Annotated in this window: 19 protein-coding genes and 1 pseudogene; 8 read left to right on the forward strand and 12 right to left on the reverse strand. The window is 47.0% G+C overall.

Annotated elements, in window-relative coordinates:
* Window positions 1–32 precede the first annotated feature (32 nt).
* From JKY90_06730 to JKY90_06765, 8 genes are all read right to left on the reverse strand, one after another.
* The gene (locus JKY90_06730) at window positions 33–710 is read right to left on the reverse strand and encodes an electron transport complex subunit E (protein MBL4851959.1); all 678 of its coding nucleotides are present in this window, start codon (window positions 708–710) and stop codon (window positions 33–35) included.
* 3 nt (window positions 711–713) lie between these two features.
* A complete protein-coding gene (gene rsxG / locus JKY90_06735; protein MBL4851960.1) occupies window positions 714–1,358 on the reverse strand; it encodes an electron transport complex subunit RsxG in 645 nt (214 codons plus the stop codon).
* 2 nt (window positions 1,359–1,360) lie between these two features.
* The gene (rsxD, locus tag JKY90_06740; GenBank protein MBL4851961.1) at window positions 1,361–2,392 is read right to left on the reverse strand and encodes an electron transport complex subunit RsxD; all 1,032 of its coding nucleotides are present in this window, start codon (window positions 2,390–2,392) and stop codon (window positions 1,361–1,363) included.
* Between the two features lie 194 nt (window positions 2,393–2,586).
* Window positions 2,587–4,164, reverse strand: a complete 1,578-nt coding sequence (gene rsxC, locus JKY90_06745; protein ID MBL4851962.1) for an electron transport complex subunit RsxC — start codon at window positions 4,162–4,164, stop codon at window positions 2,587–2,589.
* A complete protein-coding gene (gene rsxB / locus JKY90_06750) occupies window positions 4,161–4,751 on the reverse strand; it encodes an electron transport complex subunit RsxB (GenBank protein MBL4851963.1) in 591 nt (196 codons plus the stop codon). Before rsxB ends, rsxC begins: the two co-directional genes overlap by 4 nt.
* Window positions 4,752–4,755: 4 nt before the next feature.
* Window positions 4,756–5,337: an electron transport complex subunit RsxA gene (gene rsxA / locus JKY90_06755; GenBank protein MBL4851964.1), complete on the reverse strand. Its 582-nt coding sequence runs from the start codon at window positions 5,335–5,337 to the stop codon at window positions 4,756–4,758.
* 170 nt (window positions 5,338–5,507) lie between these two features.
* Window positions 5,508–7,589, reverse strand: a complete 2,082-nt coding sequence (metG, locus tag JKY90_06760) for a methionine--tRNA ligase (protein MBL4851965.1) — start codon at window positions 7,587–7,589, stop codon at window positions 5,508–5,510.
* 306 nt (window positions 7,590–7,895) lie between these two features.
* Entirely contained in the window at window positions 7,896–8,606 is a 711-nt protein-coding gene (locus JKY90_06765) for a DUF481 domain-containing protein (protein ID MBL4851966.1), read from the reverse strand.
* A gap of 364 nt (window positions 8,607–8,970) precedes the next feature.
* Between JKY90_06765 and apbC the strand changes: the two genes are divergently transcribed.
* Both apbC and JKY90_06775 read left to right on the forward strand, forming a co-directional pair.
* Window positions 8,971–10,065 (forward strand): iron-sulfur cluster carrier protein ApbC, encoded by a 1,095-nt coding sequence (apbC, locus tag JKY90_06770; protein MBL4851967.1) that lies wholly within the window; start codon window positions 8,971–8,973, stop codon window positions 10,063–10,065.
* A 39-nt stretch (window positions 10,066–10,104) separates the two neighbouring features.
* The gene (locus JKY90_06775; GenBank protein MBL4851968.1) at window positions 10,105–10,671 is read left to right on the forward strand and encodes a dCTP deaminase; all 567 of its coding nucleotides are present in this window, start codon (window positions 10,105–10,107) and stop codon (window positions 10,669–10,671) included.
* Between the two features lie 331 nt (window positions 10,672–11,002).
* Here the strand turns inward: JKY90_06775 and JKY90_06780 are convergent, their stop codons facing one another.
* The 3 genes from JKY90_06780 to purM are packed head-to-tail and all read right to left on the reverse strand — an operon-like array spanning window position 11,003 to window position 13,451.
* A complete protein-coding gene (locus JKY90_06780) occupies window positions 11,003–11,752 on the reverse strand; it encodes a DUF3108 domain-containing protein (protein MBL4851969.1) in 750 nt (249 codons plus the stop codon).
* A gap of 11 nt (window positions 11,753–11,763) precedes the next feature.
* Entirely contained in the window at window positions 11,764–12,417 is a 654-nt protein-coding gene (purN, locus tag JKY90_06785; protein MBL4851970.1) for a phosphoribosylglycinamide formyltransferase, read from the reverse strand.
* Entirely contained in the window at window positions 12,417–13,451 is a 1,035-nt protein-coding gene (purM, locus tag JKY90_06790) for a phosphoribosylformylglycinamidine cyclo-ligase (GenBank protein ID MBL4851971.1), read from the reverse strand. Before purM ends, purN begins: the two co-directional genes overlap by 1 nt.
* Before the next feature lie 228 nt (window positions 13,452–13,679).
* On the opposite strand from purM, the gene JKY90_06795 reads away from it, so the two are divergent.
* The 6 genes from JKY90_06795 (at window position 13,680) to hda (ending at window position 18,888) form a co-directional block, all read left to right on the forward strand.
* Window positions 13,680–14,012: a c-type cytochrome gene (locus JKY90_06795; GenBank protein MBL4851972.1), complete on the forward strand. Its 333-nt coding sequence runs from the start codon at window positions 13,680–13,682 to the stop codon at window positions 14,010–14,012.
* Between the two features lie 444 nt (window positions 14,013–14,456).
* On the forward strand, window positions 14,457–15,140 hold the full coding sequence (locus JKY90_06800; protein ID MBL4851973.1) for a response regulator transcription factor: 684 nt from the start codon (window positions 14,457–14,459) through the stop codon (window positions 15,138–15,140).
* Window positions 15,141–15,146: 6 nt separating this feature from the next.
* Window positions 15,147–16,517, forward strand: coding sequence for a GHKL domain-containing protein (locus JKY90_06805; GenBank protein ID MBL4851974.1), 1,371 nt, complete (start codon window positions 15,147–15,149; stop codon window positions 16,515–16,517).
* A 72-nt stretch (window positions 16,518–16,589) separates the two neighbouring features.
* The gene (locus tag JKY90_06810; GenBank protein MBL4851975.1) at window positions 16,590–17,645 is read left to right on the forward strand and encodes a DUF2066 domain-containing protein; all 1,056 of its coding nucleotides are present in this window, start codon (window positions 16,590–16,592) and stop codon (window positions 17,643–17,645) included.
* A complete protein-coding gene (locus JKY90_06815) occupies window positions 17,642–18,190 on the forward strand; it encodes a CDP-alcohol phosphatidyltransferase family protein (protein ID MBL4851976.1) in 549 nt (182 codons plus the stop codon). Before JKY90_06810 ends, JKY90_06815 begins: the two co-directional genes overlap by 4 nt.
* Before the next feature lie 14 nt (window positions 18,191–18,204).
* Window positions 18,205–18,888 (forward strand): DnaA regulatory inactivator Hda, encoded by a 684-nt coding sequence (gene hda / locus JKY90_06820; GenBank protein ID MBL4851977.1) that lies wholly within the window; start codon window positions 18,205–18,207, stop codon window positions 18,886–18,888.
* 139 nt (window positions 18,889–19,027) lie between these two features.
* On the opposite strand, the pseudogene JKY90_06825 reads toward hda, so the two are convergent.
* Window positions 19,028–19,368 (reverse strand): annotated as a pseudogene (locus tag JKY90_06825) (hypothetical protein).

Here is a 19,368-nt window from a genome sequence, read left to right on the forward strand (position 1 = left end):
AGTCAGCCCCTTAAGTGCGAATGCTGATTGGGCTAGGCTTCGGCAGGTGCAGTGACAACGATAGCACTAGCCATACGCCTACGCTTGGCATCGATAACGTTTTTAATGGCAATCATAAAGCCAAGCAGCATAAAGGCACCCGGTGGCAATACAGCTAACAAGAAACCGCGGTAGTCTTCAATCAAGGTGATCGTCATGCTGTGGCCTATTTCGCCAAACATTAAATGAGCGTTGGCGAACAAGGTGCCTTGACCAATTGCTTCACGTAGTCCGCCGAGAACGAGCAGTACGGCGGTAAAACCCAGGCCCATCATTAAACCATCGAGGATAGATGCCGCAGGGGTATTTTTCGAAGCGAAGGCTTCGGCGCGGGCGATGATGACGCAATTGGTTACAATCAAGGGGATGAAAATACCCAATATCAAATAGAGTTCATGGAAAAAGGCATTCATTGACAATTCGATGGTGGTGACTACCGCAGCGATGATTAAGACAAAGATAGGAATACGAATCTCAGGACGTATTTGATTGCGAATTAAGGATACGGTCAAATTCGATGCAACCAGCGTTAAGATTGTGGCCAAACCCATGCCCAGCGCATTGATAACAGTGGATGACACGGCGAGTAGAGGACACAAGCCGAGGACTTGTACCAGGGCGGGGTTGTTGGTCCATAAACCGTCATTAATAATTTTACGTGTCTGTGACATAAACTACTCGCTGGTATCAATTATCTTATCGCTTTCGGCGGAGAAGATAAGTGATTGTTGCTGATTAAAGTATTGTAAACAAAGATGTACAGCTTTGACTACAGCGCGTGGGGTAATCGTTGCGCCAGTGAGCTGATCAAAAATGCCGCCATCTTTTTTTACTGCCCAGCCGCGCTTGCCGGGATTATTCAATGAGTGACCATCAAAGCGGCTGATCCAGTCATTACGTTGAATATCGATGCCATCACCAAGACCGGGTGTCTCTTTGTGTTTGATTACGCGAACTCCCATGAGTTTTCCATCGATATTAATCGCTACCAGCAGGTCAATATTGCCACTATAACCATCGGGTGTTGTGGTGCTGATGACAGCGGCGACAGGGGCATTATGTTTGCGCGCGCGGTAGATAGTTTTAGGATTGGCATTGCCGAGATAGCCGGGCGCGATGAGCTGAAAACTGTCTGCAACCAAATCGTTATCGTAAAACACATCTGGCACCATTTCGCCTAGGGTGCGTAGAGTGAATAAACGTTCTTCCTCGGCGATACGGTCTTTTGTTATTTCATTAGTCAGCGCCAATAAGGCTGTGCCGATTAAAGCGAAGATCGCCAGTGCCACGCCGGTTTTTGCCATGTTATTCGCTAACATGATTAATCCTTACCATGGCCAAATACGCGTGGTTTAATGTAGTAGTCAATAGTCGGTGCAACCATATTCATTAGCAGCACACTGAAGGCTACTGCATCAGGATAGCCGCCCCAGGTGCGAATGACATAGGTGAAGACGCCAATACCGATACCGTAAACAATGCGGCCGGGGTTGCTGGTGGCGGCGCTCACTGGGTCGGTGGCGATAAAAAAAGCACCGAGCATGGTTGCGCCGCTCAGTAAGTGAATCATTGGCGATGAGAAAGTATCGGCATCGATAAGATAAAACACACCTGATAGCACGGCAATAGTTGTGAGCATGGCAACGGGGATATGCCAGCTAATAATCCGTTTATAAATTAAGAATAGACCACCAATGAGAAAGGCAATATTAATCCATTCCCAGCCTAAACCGGCCAGGTTGCTGAATAAAGGGTTGCCGGTGATAATTTGTTCTATGTTTTGTTCTAAACGCAGTTGCGTTTTTAGTGTGTCTAGTGGTGTCGCCATGCTGATGGCATCGTTAACATTATCTTTTAAGCCACTAAAGGTAATGTTCCAGGAATCGATAAAACTCAGACTTACATTGGTATTATTTAGCGGTGCTTGCCAGCGAGTCATTTCAATGGGGAATGACAGCAATAACATGACATAACCGGCCATAGCGGGATTAAACGGGTTATAGCCCAGGCCACCATAAAGTTGTTTGGCAATAATAATGGCGAAAGCGGCACCCATTACCACCATCCACCACGGTGCGATAGGTGGTAATGCTAATGCTAACAAGACAGCAGTTACTACTGCGCTGCCATCATACAAAAAGGGCAATACAGGACGTTTGCGAATGAGTAACATGCCGGCTTCACAAACCAGCGCGGTGACTAAGGCCAAAAGAATATTGATGACCACGCCCCAACCAAAATAGCCAACGTAGACAGCGATGCCTGGAATGGTTGCCGCGATAACCAGCAGCATGACGCGGCTGACGCTGTCGCCACTGTGAATATGCGGTGATGTCGGAGTCTTAAATTCCATTAGCTGTCGTTGGTCTCAGGTTTATTCTCATGAGAAGGGCATTGGGAACCTCTGATCAATTCGTGGAACACGACCTTGACGGCTGAAATCTTCCATCTCTACGTTGCGAATCTTGTCAATAGCCCCACTATTGACTGCAATTCGCGCCTTGATCTGAAAGATTTCAGCCGTCAATTTCGTTGTCCCAGAATTAATCAGAGGCTCCCTTGTTGCAAGCGCTTCGCTTTAGCCTTGGCTACGGCTTCATCAATAACGGATTTTGTTTCGCTATCGCCAGTCTTTATCACTGTGTCGGTAGCCTTTTTCTTTGCAGCCAGGGCAGCCTTTTTTTGGCGATGGCGTTCGGCTTTTTCTGCGGCTTCGCGTTCTATTCTTGCTTGACGAAACTCATGGCGATCGCGGGCAATATCGGCTTGTTGTTTTTCGCGTTCAGCTGCCCAGATTTCCCCTTTGGCATGACGATAATATTGTACCAAAGGAATTTTGCTGGGGCAGACATAGGAGCAGCAGCCACATTCGATGCAATCGAACAGGTCAAATTCTTGTGCTTTTTCATGGTTTCGTGATTTTGCATGCCAATAGAGTTGCTGTGGTAGTAGCGAGACGGGGCATACTTCTGCACAGGCGCCACAACGTATACAGGGCATAACGGCAGGTTCGCTCACTACATCTTCTTCAGTGCAAGCGATAATACAATTGGTCGTTTTAATCACAGGCACCTGGTCAGTTTGCATAGCATAACCCATCATCGGACCGCCCATGATGAGGCGCGATATGGCTGAAAAATCGCCATCGCATTGTTTTACTAGCTCAGACATAGGTGTGCCTATGAACGCACGAATATTGCGTGGCTTAGTCACGCCGCTACCGGTGATGGTGACGTAACGTGATATTAAGGGCTCGCCTTGATAAACGGCGCGATAGACGGCAGCGGCTGTTGCAACGTTATGGCAAACAATGCCGATTTGTGTGGCGAGTCCGTTGACAGGGACTTCTTTGCCGGTAATGGCCTGGATTAGTTGTTTTTCGCTGCCGTGTGGGTAGATGGTCGGCACACTAACGACTTTTACGCCGCTGGTTTCTTTGGCCATCATCGTCATAGCGGCAAGCGCTTGTGGTTTATTTTCTTCGACGGCGATAACGCACTCTTTAGCATTTAAAGCATGACGCATAATGGTCAGGCCGAGCATGATCTCACCCGAACGTTCGCGCATGATGACATCGTCGCAGGTGATGTATGGCTCGCACTCAACACCATTTAAAATCAAGGTATCGATTTGTTTATTAGCGCCAGGGTTTAATTTTATAAACGAGGGAAAACCGGCGCCCCCTAAACCAACAATGCCGGCGTCGCGAATGACATTACGCAGCGCGCTGGCGTCGAGTTTTTTCCAGTCCTGTACGGCGTTGCGCTGACCCCATTTATCCTCACCGTCGGTTTCGATAATGATGCAGGGCGCATTCATACCGGATGGGTGAGGAATAGGGTAGTTGGCAATATCAGTGACGGTGCCAGAGGTGGGGGCGTGGATGGCAGCACTGACGTAGCCATTGGCTTTAGCGATGCGCTGGCCTTTTAATACCGTGTCACCAATAGCCACAACCGGCTCTGCCGGCTCACCAATATGTTGGTGTAGTGGCAAAATCAAACGCGCAGGGATTTTTGCCTTTATTGAAGCAAGCTTGTTTGATTCTGCCTTATGTTGCGGTGGATGCACGCCGCCGGGGAATTTATGTGGTGAACGCCAATGATGAAGCAATGATTCAATCATGCGCTTTTTTTCTCTGGCTCATTGTATTGAGCCAGCTTAGCAAGTGTGACATTGTCAGTTGGGAACGGCCAATTCCATTCGCTGATATCGGTTGCTATTGGCACCATGGTAATACAGTCGATTACCGGGCAAGGTTCGATACACAGTTTACAGCCAGTACATTCAGGGCCAATCACGGTGTGCATTTGTTTGGCTGCACCGAGAATGGCATCCACCGGGCAGGCTTGTATGCAACGGGTACAGCCAATACAGGTTGCTTCGTTAATGATAGCAATGGCTTTAACGCTTTCTTCGCCGTTTTCCGGGTTGAGTTCTTTCGGTTCCCTGCCAAGCAAATCGGCAAGTGCTTGAATGGTTGCTTCGCCACCAGGGGGGCATTGGTTGATATCGGCCTCACCATTAGCGATTGCTGTGGCATAGGGTTTACAGCCAGGATAGGTACATTGGCCGCATTGGGTTTGCGGCAACAAGGCGTCGATTTTTTCGACCAGTGGGTCGCCTTCGACTTTGAAATACACCGCTGCAAAACCGAGGATTAAACCAAAGACCAGGGCCAATGTACTGAGTGCCAATATTGCACTTAACACGACGTTACGTTCTGACCAAGCCAGCAAAGCCGAGGAATGCCATCGACATCAAACCAGCGGTTATCAGTGCGATTGCCGGGCCACGAAAGGCGACAGGCACATCGGCGACTTCTAACCTCTCACGCATAGCGCCGAACAAAATTAAAACCAAAGAAAAACCGACTGATGCACCAAAGCCATAAATAAAGGAGTCGATGAGGTCATGTTGCTTTTGAATGTTAAGTAGTGCCACACCCAGTACAGCGCAGTTAGTGGTGATCAGCGGAAGAAAAATACCTAATACTTGATAGAGTAAGGGGCTGGTTTTGTAGATCACCATTTCAGTGAATTGCACGACGGCGGCAATCACCAGAATAAAAGTAATGGTGCGTAAATATTCCAGGCCTAACGGCGCAAGCAGGTATTCGTTGGCAAGGTAGCTGCAAACCGAGGACAGCGTGAGCACAAAGGTGGTGGCGAAAGCCATGCCCAGTGCGGTATCGAGTTTCTTCGACACACCGAGAAACGGGCACAGCCCAAGAAACTGTGACAAAACAAAGTTGTTGACGAGGACCGTGCTCACCAATATCAGAGCATACCCGGTCAAACTTTCAGTCATGGTCGTTTCTTATCGCGGTAAGTAGTTTTCATATAATTAAAAAATATAATAAACCCGTAAGTTATAATAAAAAATTCTACATTGACATGTTAACTGAGCTTGAGCTTCGTTTCAAACGCTGTGTTCAGTAAGTGATTGAAAATCCAGTGCTTCATTGCTTATTTTACTTTCATGCCTGGTTGGGCACCAATATGGGGTTCTAGTAGCCACAGATCTTCGCCACCTGGCCCGGCAGCCAATACCATGCCTTCGGAGACGCCAAAGCGCATTTTGCGTGGCGCGAGGTTGGCGACCATGATGGTTAGCTTGCCTTCAAGGTCTTCAGGCCGGTAGGCGGATTTAATTCCGGCCAACACATTACGTGTACCCATGTCGCCCAAGTCGAGTGTGAGTTGTAATAATTTGTCGGCGCCGTCAACGTGTTCGGCTTTGGTGATGCGAGCGATACGTAGGTCGATTTTGGCGAAGTCGTCAAAGGTAATGGTGCTACTGTCTTGGCTTGCATTGTTCTGTTGAACGGCCTTGGTCGTTTTTTGCGTGGAGGTGGCTTGAGACACTTTATCTTGAGCTCCGAGGGTGTGTTGTGCGGTGTTAATGATGGCTTCAACCGCTTTCGGGTCAACGCGGGTCATTAACGGTTTAAATTGATTAATAGTGTGATTGGTTAGTGGCTGCGTACGATCAGCCCAAGTAAGCGCTGCGATGTTCAAAAAGGCTTCAGACTTTTCGACGGTGACTGGTAGCACTGGCTTGAGATAAGTCACTAGAATACGGAACAGATTAATACCCATGCTGCAGACTTGATGTAACTCTTGGTCTTTACCTTCTACTTTGGCCATGACCCAGGGTTGTTTTTGATCTATGTATTGATTGGCACGATCGGCTAACGCCATGATATCGCGCATGGCTCGGTTATAGTCGCGGTTTTCATATGACTCAGCAATGGTGTCGCCAGCGTCAACCAGTTCGGCCAGTAAACCGGGCTGATCAATCTCTGCGCTGAGCTTGCTAGCAAAGCGTTTTGCGATGAAACCGGCGCAACGGCTGGCAATGTTAATGACCTTGCCAACTAGGTCAGAATTGACGCGGCTGGTAAAGTCATCGAAATTAAGGTCAAGGTCTGCCACTTTGCTACCCAGTTTGGCGGCGAAGTAATAGCGTAAATACTCAGGGTTTAAATGATCGAGATAGGTGCTGGCCTTGATAAAGGTGCCGCGTGACTTTGACATCTTCTCACCATTAACGGTAAGAAAACCGTGGGCAAAAATACCACTGGGTTTGCGAAAGCCTGCGCCTTCAAGCATGGCTGGCCAGAACAGGGCGTGGAAATAGACAATGTCTTTGCCGATGAAATGGTAAAGCTCAGTCGTTGACTCTTTACCCCAGTATTCGTCAAAGTTTAGGTTTTTTGCTGCGCACAGTTTTTTAAAACTGGCCATATAACCGACAGGCGCATCAAGCCAGACGTAAAAATATTTACCTGGCGCGCCAGGAATTTCAAAACCAAAATACGGTGCGTCGCGTGAGATATCCCATTCACGCAAATCGCCGTCCAGCCATTCACCAAGTTTATTGGCCATTTCTGTCTGGACATGGCCTTGTTTTATCCAGTGACGCAACATGTCGGCAAAGTTTTGTAGCTTGAAGAAATGATGCTCTGATGAGCGCGTGATAGGCGTAGCGCCGCTGACAGCAGAGACTGGATTAATCAGTTCGGTTGGGCTGTAGCTGGCGCCACAGACTTCACAGTTGTCGCCATATTGATCTGGCGCGTGGCAGCGCGGACACTCACCTTTGATAAAGCGATCGGGTAGAAACATCTCTTTTTCAGGGTCATAGGCTTGCTCGACGTCGCGTGTGGTGATATGGCCAGCATCCTTTAAGCGGGTATAAATGGTTTCAGCCAATTCACGGTTTTCGTCAGAATGGGTACTGTAGTAATAATCGAAATCGATGGCAAAGGCGGCAAAATCACGTTGGTGCTCAATTGAGCTTTCTTCAATTAGCTGTTCTGGGCTGATACCACGCTTTTCTGCGTGCAGCATAATCGGTGTGCCGTGGGCATCATCGGCGCAAATATAATAACAATCGTGACCACGCATTTTCTGAAAGCGCGACCAGATGTCGGTCTGGATATATTCGACTAAGTGACCCAAATGAATGGGTCCATTGGCGTAGGGTAAGGCGCTGGTAACCAGCATTTTTCGTTTTGCCGGTATTTTTTGTTTTGATAGGAGCATGTGAGTTCTGTGAGTAGGCAAACCCCCTATTGTATCTAAGATGGTCGGCTATAGGTGCTGTCGTTACTAATATGCTGCAAACACCTGATTATAGAAGAAAGCTATAAGGCTGATTAGTTTAATTAAATAGTCATAATCGAGCCCTAGCGGTAATGTTACCACCACTCAGCAGTTTTACCCTACTTGAACTGTTGATCTTAATATAGTTTATGTCTATATAACTGGCTGGCGTTTTTGTACTACCTCCCCTCACTTCTCATTGCCAGCCAGGTTTTTTCGTTTTACTGTGGCTTGAGTTAGCAAATTCTAGAAAGAATAAACAACGGAAGCGGTGCTGATCGTATCGGTTGATACTGTACCAGTGGGTGTGTTGCTATTGTTTCTCGCTGTTAGCGATAGCTTCAACGCTAGTTTTTTAGCAGAGCCAACCTTAAAGGCAGTCACGCTTTCGGTGAAGGTGTTGTCTGAGCCTGGTTCTATGAGCAGGGTCTGGCTGAACAAGGCATTGTCGCTGACTGTATATTCGTAATCACCATAAAAACGACCAATGACTTGGTTTTGGCTTGCACCATCAACGGTTTCGCTGAATCTATAACCGGCACCTGCCTCGACGTCGAGACGGCTACGTGAGTATTTAAATAGTCTGCGACCATAACCTGCTGTCAGTGAGGACTGGAAATCGAAGCCACTGAAACGGTCATCGTCATAACGAAAGGCGCCAAATAAATAGTTATCAGCGCTAATTTTACGATCAGCTTTATAGCCAAAGGTATAGCGTTCTGCTGTGGTTGCATTACTATCAGAAACAAAGAGCGCTTCAAGCCCTAAGGTATAGCGCCATAAGTCAGTGTTATTGGTGAGTTTTAAACGGCCGTGGAGATTTTCTGTATCGCTATTACCACTTGTGATTGCTAGGCCGAATTCGCCTTCGCCGTGCCAGCCTGGCGCATCTTTGTCGGCATAGGTAAATGGGCTGAATAAACAAATAGTTAAGGTTAGAGTCAAACTGCGACGCATTGGAGTTCCTTTGTAACGGTTGTGTGGTTTGTTGCTCGTCGCTGCGAGGTGATTAGCCGCCGCGTGGCACGCGGCGATACTAGCATAAGGCTGTCTCTGCCTGTTCACTAAAATAGCTTTGTTCGCGTGTGGATAAACTCACTGCCATCATTGATATTCAGTGTTGTGAGCCTTCCCTATAAACTGCATATTCAGTGAATTGACAAACAATCCTCTGTAAGGCGTGTTAAGGAGGGTTCTGAATGTGCAATTTATAGGGGGCATGACACTCGTTAAGCTGCTTTAAGCGCTACGATAGAGTAAAATCGCCTTCTTTTAAATAAAGTTGGCTGGCCATTTAAAAATAAGGCGAGCAGGAGTAAGCGTGGTAGAGGTAACAAAAGAGCAGGTGTTGTCAGTGTTGTCTGGTATAGCAGAGCCGTACTTAGAAAAAGACCTGGTGTCAGCGGGAATTATCGGTGATGTTGTGATTGAAGACAGTGGCCGTGTTGTGATCAAAGCAACCTTGGCCTATCCTGCTGCGGGCTATCATAGCCAACTAACGGAGGATGTTAAAAACGCAGTATCGACGCTGGATGGCGCTAGTGATGTTGTGTTGAACATTGATACCATCATTGCTTCACGTTCGGTGCAAGCAGGCGTGAAATTATTGGCTGGTGTTAAAAACACAATTGCCGTTGCGTCCGGTAAAGGTGGCGTGGGGAAATCAACGGTTTCCGCCAACTTGGCCTTGGCCTTGGCCGCTGAAGGTGCGCATGTGGGTGTGCTTGATGCTGATATCTATGGCCCTAGCCAGCCACGTATGTTAGGTGTTAGCGGTAAGCCGGACACCAAGGATGGCAAGTCTTTAGAGCCAAAAGAAAATTACGGTATACAAGTGATGTCAATTGGTTTTCTCATTGACGACGAAACACCGATGATTTGGCGTGGGCCAATGGTGACGCAGGCGCTGGAGCAGTTATTACGAGATACGCGCTGGCGTGACCTTGATTATTTAATCATTGATCTACCGCCTGGTACCGGCGATATTCAATTAACCTTGGCACAAAAAATCCCAGTGAGCGCAGCGGTTATTGTCACAACACCGCAAGACATTGCGCTATTAGATGCACGCAAAGCCTACAAAATGTTTGAGAAGGTTAAAATACCAGTGCTTGGTGTTGTTGAAAATATGAGCACGTATGTCTGTGGGCAATGCGGTAATGAAGAACATATTTTTGGTCAAGGTGGTGGTCAAGCTATGGCGCAAGACTACGACATTAGTTTTCTCGGCAGTTTACCTTTGGCGATGCGTATACGCGAAGATGCTGATGGTGGCAGACCGACAGTTGTCGCCGAACCTGATGGCGTTATCACTAAAAGCTATCGTGCTATTGCACGCAATGTTGCAGCAAAGCTATCGTTACAACAAAAAGAATATGCCTCGAAGTTCCCCAATATTGTTATCGAGAATAATTAACCTTACGCAATCATGTGTTCCGACTTAGGGTAGCGAATAATGAGTATTAAATCTGATCTTTGGATCCGACGTATGGCTGAAAACAACAGTTTGATTGAACCATTTGAAGCAGGGCAAGTGCGTTATCACGGTGATGATCGTGTCATTTCTTATGGTACCTCCAGCTATGGCTACGATGTACGTTGCGCCGATGAGTTCAAGATTTTTACTAACATTAATTCTGCCATTGTTGATCCCAAGAATTTTGATGAAAACAGCTTTGTTGATGTCCAGGGTGATGAATGCATTATTCCGCCCAACTCATTCGCTTTGGCTCGTACCATTGAGTACTTCCGTATCCCACGCAACATCCTCACTATCTGTTTAGGTAAATCGACCTATGCGCGTTGTGGAATTATTGTCAACGTAACACCCTTGGAGCCAGAGTGGGAAGGCCATGTGACCCTGGAATTTTCCAATACCACACCGCTGCCTGCGCGTATCTATGCCAATGAAGGCATCGCTCAAATGCTGTTTTTTGAGTCGGATGAGGTGTGTGACGTGTCGTATAAAGACCGTGGTGGCAAATATCAAGGCCAGAAGGGAGTGACCTTACCTAAGGCCTAGGAGCCTGTCGGGCTTAGGTGATCGTAACGAGAAAAAGCCATTTTGAGTCCATTTTTTTGATCGTTTGAGGCGAATATTGAGCATATTTAACGAAAAGGATCGAAAAAAGGGGCTAAAAGGGCTTTTGCGCAGTAGATTCATCCTAAGTCCGACAGGCTCCCTAGGGGGGTGTTAACAATTACCGTTCGTGCCGAGATTGTGACCCTTTTCCGCGCTGGCAACGTTGCACTTCGTTGTAATAGAACAACTATTACGCCTCAGTGCGCCTCGCCAGCACGAAAAATGACTCACAATCACGCTAACGAAGGTAATTGTTAACACCCCCTGGTCGCTATAGGCCGCCGATATTTTTGATTACCGACCTGAATTTCTGACCTTTTTCATTTTGTTCAATTTGTACGGGTAGGTAATTATATTTAGGCGCGACCCAAATCGTTGTTGAGCGTTTTTCTGTTTGACGTAACAGCTTTATGGTGTCGATTTCGCCAAGCGGTGTGTCGATGGTTTCACTACCGAGGTTTTCGACGTTATAGGTTTTGAGTCTGCCTTTATCTGCGACAAGGTATTGCAGTGACGTGGGTTCATCCTGCATATCAAACATGACGTTAAGTTGGTAAAGATGGCGATCGACAGTATTGGCTGGAATTTCTAAGACCCAAGGCGTTTCTTGGCTGTTGTCGCTTACCTGCCCGGTGCCGCCAATCTGCCCGGCGTCCCAGTCGAATGTTAAATTTTGATTGCGTGATTTTTTACTGCCGCTACGATGATGCAAATATTTGAGTGGTTTAGCGTGGTTATTTTCAAAGGTAAACGTTGAACGCTCGACGATGCCTTTTAAGAATAACCTTGCGAAAAAATGAGTGACTTTGACGTTAGATTCTAAAACGTAATGATCGTCATCAGAGCGAGTGAGTGTGCGTTGCATAGTACCGATTTTGGTGTTGCCACGATAGAAGACGTACTCCAGATTCATGCCCACTGGCAAGGTGAAACCGGATTGCGCTATTGCGCCTGGGCTGACTGCCCCTGAGCTGATTACCAGAGTCAGCAAGCCAAAAAGAAAGGTTTTAAATAATGGCATGTTTCATGCGCTTACTTGCTCTCTATAACAACAGGTTGCAGTAATGGTTTGTCGTCGAGCATGAGTTTATCATCTTGCCAAACCAGGCGTTGCTGACAAAGCCAATGCAATACCTCAACGTAGATCTTGTGTTCTTCCTGTTGCACACGTTGTGACAGGCTTTCTATTGTGTCGTTAGTCAGTATAGGCACTCTTGTCTGAACGACAACCGGCCCGCTGTCTAAAGTCTCGGTAACAAAATGAACGCTGGCGCCGTGATGTGTGTCACCAGCAGCGATGGCTTTGGCGTGGGTATTGAGGCCGCGATATTTCGGCAGTAAAGACGGATGGATGTTCAGCATGCGGCCTCGATAGCTGCGGGCAAACGTGTTAGTTAAGACGCGCATGAAGCCTGCAAGCAGGACAAAATCAGGTTTGTATTGGTCTATGGTGATTTTAAGCGCTGCATCAAAGGCCTTGCGGTTAGCGTATTGCGTATGATCGATGGCATGATGCGCGATCCCTGCGCTAGCTGCTCGGTGCAGACCATAGGCTTTGGGACGATTACTGATAACCGCACAAATCTCGATGGGCAGACCAGCTTGGTTGGCATTAATGATGGCTTGTAAGTTGCTGCCATTGCCGGAGATGAGTACGACAATGCGTAAGCGGTTTTCTGACACCATCAGCTATTCGCGTAGACAACGCCTTGCTGGTTGACGCGTTCAATAAGGTGGCCAATGTTCCAGGCTTGTTCGCCTAGTTGGTCTAGGCTTTTTAGTACCGCAGCTTCATCGTTAGCGTCTACGCAAAGCACCATCCCAATACCGCAGTTAAATGTGCGCAACAACTCCTCGTTGCTGATATTGCCCTGTTGCGATAGCCAATTGAATATCTCAGGTTTTGCCCAGGCATTAAGATCAATTTCAGCGGTTAGATTATTAGGTAATACGCGCGGTAGGTTTTCAGTCAAGCCACCACCGGTAATATGTGAAATGGCTTTTACTGAATGTGATTTCAACAATTCGAGTATGGTTTTGACGTAAATCTTGGTTGGCGCCATCAAAGCATCGCCGAGTGTACCCTTTTCAAATGGGCTAGCTAATGATTGTCCTGATATTTCGAGTACTTTGCGAACCAGCGAGTAGCCATTTGAATGCGGGCCGCTGGAGGCTATGCCAATTAATGAGTCACCCTCGGCACAACTGGAACCATCAATAATCTCGTCACGTTCGACAATGCCGACACAAAAGCCAGCCAGATCAAAATCACCTTTAGCGTACATGCCGGGCATCTCGGCCGTTTCACCGCCGATCAATGCGGCGCCAGAGAGTTTGCAACCTTCGGCGATACCAGCGATAACGGCGCTGGCAATATCGACATTGAGTTTGCCAGTGGCGTAATAATCGAGGAAAAACAGGGGCTCAGCACCTTGAACAATTAAATCGTTAACGCACATGGCGACTAAATCAATGCCGACGCCATCATAGCGTTGGCTTTCAATGGCGAGTTTAAGCTTGGTGCCTACGCCATCGGTGCCGGCAACCAATACTGGTTTGCGGTAGCGGTCAACAGGCAGTTCAAATAAGGCGCCAAAACCGCCAAGGCCAGTGAGCACCTCAGGCCGAAAAGTCGCTTTCGCGTGTGGCTTGATACGCTCAACTAAAGAGTTGCCAGCTTCAATGTCAACGCCGGCATCACGGTAACTTAGTGTGCTCATAGGGTATTCATTAGGGTATATTCTAGGCTGTGTAATATGAAATTATGAGCTGCTATTATATCTCAGCAAGTAGTGTAAGAGCCAGAAATCATTGATATCACTATATATTTAGCTTTATTCAGATAGTTCAGGATGGATTCAGTGAAAAAAGCCTAATATTCGCATCAACCATTCTTGGTTCGGAACCTTTATGAAGGCTCTAAGTTTTAAAAAAACGAGGAAATTAACATGAAAGCAAGTTGGATTGTGAGTGCAGCAGCAGCTGCGAGTTTAGTGGTGGGTGTTAGCACGGTAAGTGCAGATGAAGCATTAGCCAAAGCCAGTGGTTGTTTTGCATGCCATTCAATTGAAAAAAAGGTGCTTGGTCCGGGCTGGAAAGACGTTGCTGCAAAATATGCTGGTGACAAGGCTGCAGGCAAAGCCCTGCTGTTGACCAAGGTCGCTAAAGGCGGCAAAGGCGCTTGGGCCGATCAAGGTATCACGGCTGCCATGCCTCCTTACTCACCGCGTGTGAGTGATGAAAACATCGAGAAGTTGGTGGACTTTATCCTGGCCCTATAGGCTTTAGGGGTTCACTTGACCTGGCTCACCGAACCAGCGGCCAGGGCAATAAAGATAAAAGCCGACCTCACAAGGGTCGGCTTTTTTGTGCTTAGTGTTCTGTCACACATCTAATGGCGCACTCAGAGCCCCGCAAAACGCGTCAAGGCAAGGCGCAGTCCGCAGAGGATGGCTGAAGCCCTTTTTAAGGGCTGCAACGCAGCATTGGCGCGTTTTTGCGGGGTCCCCTTCGGGCAAGACGAGAAACGCCCATCTACGTTGTTGCGCTCACTTGAATTAGCCACCGCTAGTCCTGCTCGCGCGCGCCTAGCATCTGCGCGCTTCTCGTCTTGCTGAGTGCGCTATTAGATGTGTGACAGGGCACTAGCTTTTGCTATCACTATCGTTTTTCTATCGCTATAGTAGGTGCTTTTAGCAAATTCTCTATAATAATAGGACGTACCTATGCGTTTATTGCTAGTAGAAGATGAACCCTCCTTACGCGAGCAGCTACAGTCTCAGCTAAAAAAAGAGGGCTATGCTGTTGATGTTGCCGCTGATGGTTTAGAAGGTCAATATCTGGGTTGCGAATTCCCCTTTGACGCCGCCATTATTGACCTGGGCTTACCCAAAATTGATGGCATCGATCTAATCAAGGCGCTACGTAGTCAGGGTAAGTCGTTTCCTGTACTCATATTGACCGCACGCGGTCGTTGGCAAGAAAAAGTCGAAGGGCTTAATGCCGGTGCTGATGATTATTTGGTCAAGCCCTTTCATATCGAAGAGTTGCTGGCGCGCGTGCAGGCATTGCTGCGTCGATCCAGCGGCTGGTCACAGCCTGTATTGGTGTGTGAGTCAGTGGCGCTTGATACACGTTCGCGTAAGGTGACGGTAAACGATAACGATGTCGATCTTACCGCCTACGAATACAAGACATTAGAGTATTTGATGCTAAACAGCGGTGCCGTGGTGTCAAAAAGCGAGTTGACTGAGCATATCTATGATCAGGATTTTGATCGTGACAGTAATGTTATTGAGGTCTTTATTGGTCGTTTGCGGCGCAAATTAGATCCCAACAACGAAATTAAACCTATCGAGACATTACGTGGCCAGGGTTATCGCTTTACGTTGCAACGACATAGCGATTAGGGCCTGATGTCCTCGCTTAAAGCGCGGCTATTGATCGCACTCACCATTGTGTTGATGCTATTTTTTGGTGTCACTGGAGTAACGCTGGAGCGTGCCTTTACCAATAGTGCCAAGGGTAGTTTGTACGATCGGCTAGAGGGTTATGCTGGCGTGCTTATCGCATTGTCTGAACAAAGTGAAGAAGGCGTTGCGCGTTTGATTGATGTTTTGCCTGAGGAGCGTTTCAATTATTCTAATTCTGGCCTGTATGCACGCTTTGTCAGCAACGATGGTCAATATGGTTGGTATTCGGCATCGATGGCAGGTCGGGATATTCCCTTTCGTTCTGGTCTTGCCAGTGGCAATAGCAGTTTCGAGCGGATAGAGATGCAAGAGTCTGATGATGCAGAAGATGTCTATGCATTTAGTATTGGAGTCACCTGGGGTGTTGATACCGATGATGAGCTTGATAATGCAACGGGCTATACCTTTAGCATTGCCGAAGCCTCTGCCGATGTCGATGAGCGGATCGCAAATTTTCGCCGTATTCTGTGGGGTTGGCTCGGTACTGTGTCACTAATTTTGTTGGCAGTGCAAGGTAGTGTTTTGCACTGGAGCCTGGTGCCGTTAAGACGCGCAGAAAAAGACCTCGATGCGATTAAGAGTGGTAGCAAGGCCAGCTTAAGTGGTGCTTATCCAAAAGAATTATTGGGTTTGACTGAAAATATTAACTCATTAATTCACAGTAATCATGAGCGTCTACTACGCTATCGCAATACCCTGGATAATCTTGCGCACAGTTTAAAAACGCCGCTGGCATTGATGCGTAGCACAATAGAAAGTAATACTGCCATCGATGATAAAACGACCAAGATCTTTGATGAGCAGATTGAGCGTATGCGCAGCATTATTGACTCTCAGTTGCGCCGTGCCGCGACATCGGGCGGCGAATCGATAACGGTACCGATTGCTATTTCCAGCATCGCGTCCAAGATTCTTTTAGCCTTAGAAAAAGTGCATGCTGAAAAACACGTATCGACACGCTTGCTTGATACGCATAAGGCCAAAATTCGTATGGATGAGAGTGACCTTTACGAATTACTGGGTAATTTATTAGATAATGCCTTTAAGTGGTGTCATAAGCGCGTTGAGGTGAGCATTCATGTTTCGGAGCCTGGCGAAGTTGTCATTGTTATTGAAGATGATGGACAGGGCATTGCAGAAGACATGGTTGATCAAGTGTTGCGGCGTGGCGCGCGCGCTGATACATCTACACCTGGTCAGGGTATAGGGCTTTCTGCGGCTGCTGAAATTATTAATATTTATAAGGGTGTGATGACCATTGGTCGCAGCCGCTTACAAGGTGCGGCGATTACTCTCAGGTTGCCGCAACATTGATTGCCAATGTATGGCGGCCTGTTGGATTTAGAGAGCTTTATCTCTTTCCTTATCAGCCTTTATAATATTACTATGAATCAGATATTTTCTAAGCATTTGCCATTATTCCTGTTTATCACTTTATTCCTCTCTTTTACTGTGAACGCAGTAAGCGTGACGGATCTACACAGCGCCAGCGTTATTGTCAGTGATCAGGGTGATACCGAGCGTCAACGTGGATTACAACGCGCATTGGCGCAAGTGCTGGTCAAGCTTAGCGGTAGTCGTAGTGTCTTGGTTGAAGCTCAGGTAAAGCAAGCCATTAACAAGCCCCTGCGTTATCTGAGTCAATTTGGCTATAGCAATGATAGTGGTGCTCAGCGACTTAACGTCGAGTTTGATGAAACCGCTGTCAACGACCTGTTGCTCAATAATAATCTCCCATTATGGCAGGCAGAGCGTCCCTCAGTGTTGCTGTGGCTGGTGGTGGAAAAAGCCAATAAACGACAACTGATTGGCGCCAATAGCCATCCTCACACTCAAGATGCGATTGAACAATCGATGCAGAGGCGCGGTATACCTTATTTTCTGCCGCTGTTAGATCTTGATGATCGTGCCTTAGTTTCCGTGGCTGAAGTGTGGGGTGGTTTTCGTGATGTGATCCGTCAAGCATCCATTCGCTATTCGCCTGAAGCAACCGTAATAGGGCGTTTATACCAAGCCGCTGGTGGTTGGCGCAGCCATTGGTCATTACTTAACGAAGATGGTTCGACTGATATTTGGGATGCTGAGGGCAATAATGAGGCAGCCGTATTGGCCGCTGGGATAGACGCTTTGGCAGACAGATTGGGTCGTCGCTATGCAAGCCGGATTGATAATACGCGGCGCGCCATTGTCACGCTATCCGTCAATAATATTAGTGGTGTTGAAGACTACGCTAAGGCATTGGCGTATCTTGAGTCATTAAACTTTGTTGATCGTGTTAGCGTACACGAAGTGCGCGGTGCCAATGCCAGCTTTATCGTGCGTTATAAAGGTCATCTCGACGATGTTAGGGCTAGCATTGAGCGTGGTAGCGTTTTACGATCTAGTGCTAGCACACAGTTTTCTTTTAATGACGATACGTTGAGTTATAGCTTAGTTCCGTGACACAACGCGATATACCGAACCTGATCAGTATTTTTAGAATACTCTTGGTATTGCCCATCGTTTATCTGTTGTACCATCAACAACTTGTTTTTGCCTTGGTCTTATTTGTTATTGCTGGTGTTTCCGATGGTGTCGATGGTTATCTGGCAAAGCGTAATGGTTGGATCAGTACGCTAGGCACTTTTCTTGACCCGCTTGCTGATAAAACGCTACTAATCAGCAGTTACCTTGTTCTCGGTTGGGTTGGTTTGCTGCCTGTTTGGTTGGTTGCGACCGTTATTCTGCGCGATATTATTATTGTTATCGGTTCCTTGGGCTATTTTGTTTTAATTGGCCGCGTTGATATGGCACCATCGATTATTAGTAAAATTAATACAGGTGTGCAAATAACGCTAGTGGTAGTAGTGTTGCTGATTAGTTTGATAAGCGGGCTAGAAATTATTATTACGCCCCTGGTTTATATTGTCTTTGCAACCACTGTGCTTAGCGGTATTGACTACGTTTGGATATGGAGTAAAAAAGCCTGGTTGAACCGTAGCCAGTAATAGGCGTCTTCCCTATGACACAACTAGCACTAGACCTACATTTGCGCGATGATTTCAACTTTGATAGTTATTCTTCTTCATCAAACCAGCAACTTGTTTCTGTATTAAGCACTGTACATGCAGAGCATCCCTTATATTTTTGGGGGGAAGCTGGTAGTGGTAAAACACATCTTCTACACGCTTTATTGAGCCAGCAGGTTCGGCAGGGGAAAGCAGTTGCATTGTTATCATTAAAAAATAGTCAACGGCCAGATAGTCGGGTGTGTGAAGGGTTAGAACAATGCCGCCTTATTTGTATAGACGATATTGATGCAATTATTGATGATCGAGCCTGGCAACAAGCCCTGTTTCATTTGCTTAATCGTGCGAAAGTAAGCGATACGAATATGGTGATTAGTGGCCGTTATTCACCACAATACTTGAATGTGTTTGCAGATCTTCAGTCGCGTCTTGCTGCAAGCCTAATTTTTGAACAGCAGGTATTAACGGATATTGAAAAAGTAGCTGCCCTGCAGCAACGCGCAAAAATGCGTGGTTTAGATTTAGCTGATGATGTGGCAAATTATTTAATTAGTCGCGCGCAGCGAGGCACGCATAGCTTATTTGGGTTACTTGATAAGCTTGATAAGCACTCGTTGATGAAGCAACGAGGGTTAACGGTACCATTGGTGAAGGAAGTATTGTTTGCAGCCGAGTAGTTATTGTATGAATGTTTTTGTGTAACATTATTTTTCGTTGACTTATTCAGAGCGGCCTTAAATATATTACGGACTCGCGCTGCGAGGGCGAGTAGTCTCCGATAGGCAACGCTGTATTATTTTTTCGTAATTAGGAGCGTTAGCGAGTGATGGAGAAGAAAATAATACAGCTATAGTTGCTGTAGAGCCATTGAGGTAGTGTTACGAGCCAGCGACGAGCTTGCGACACTATCGGGGGTGGAATATGTGCAAATTGATGTCGGCCTGCCCAAAAAACCAGCGTGGCTATTAACATTAAGATGCCAGGCACGGCAAAGGCAACACTTGCGCCATAATATTTTAACAGTCAGGGTGTGAATAGAAACGAGATAAAGGCACCGAGATTGATGGCAAAATAGAACCAGCTATAGGTGGTGCTGAGTAGGTGTTGATTGCTTTGACCGAATTGATCACCGACGTGAGAAGTGACACAGGGTTTAA

This window comes from Gammaproteobacteria bacterium (genome assembly GCA_016765075.1).
Lineage (GTDB): Bacteria > Pseudomonadota > Gammaproteobacteria.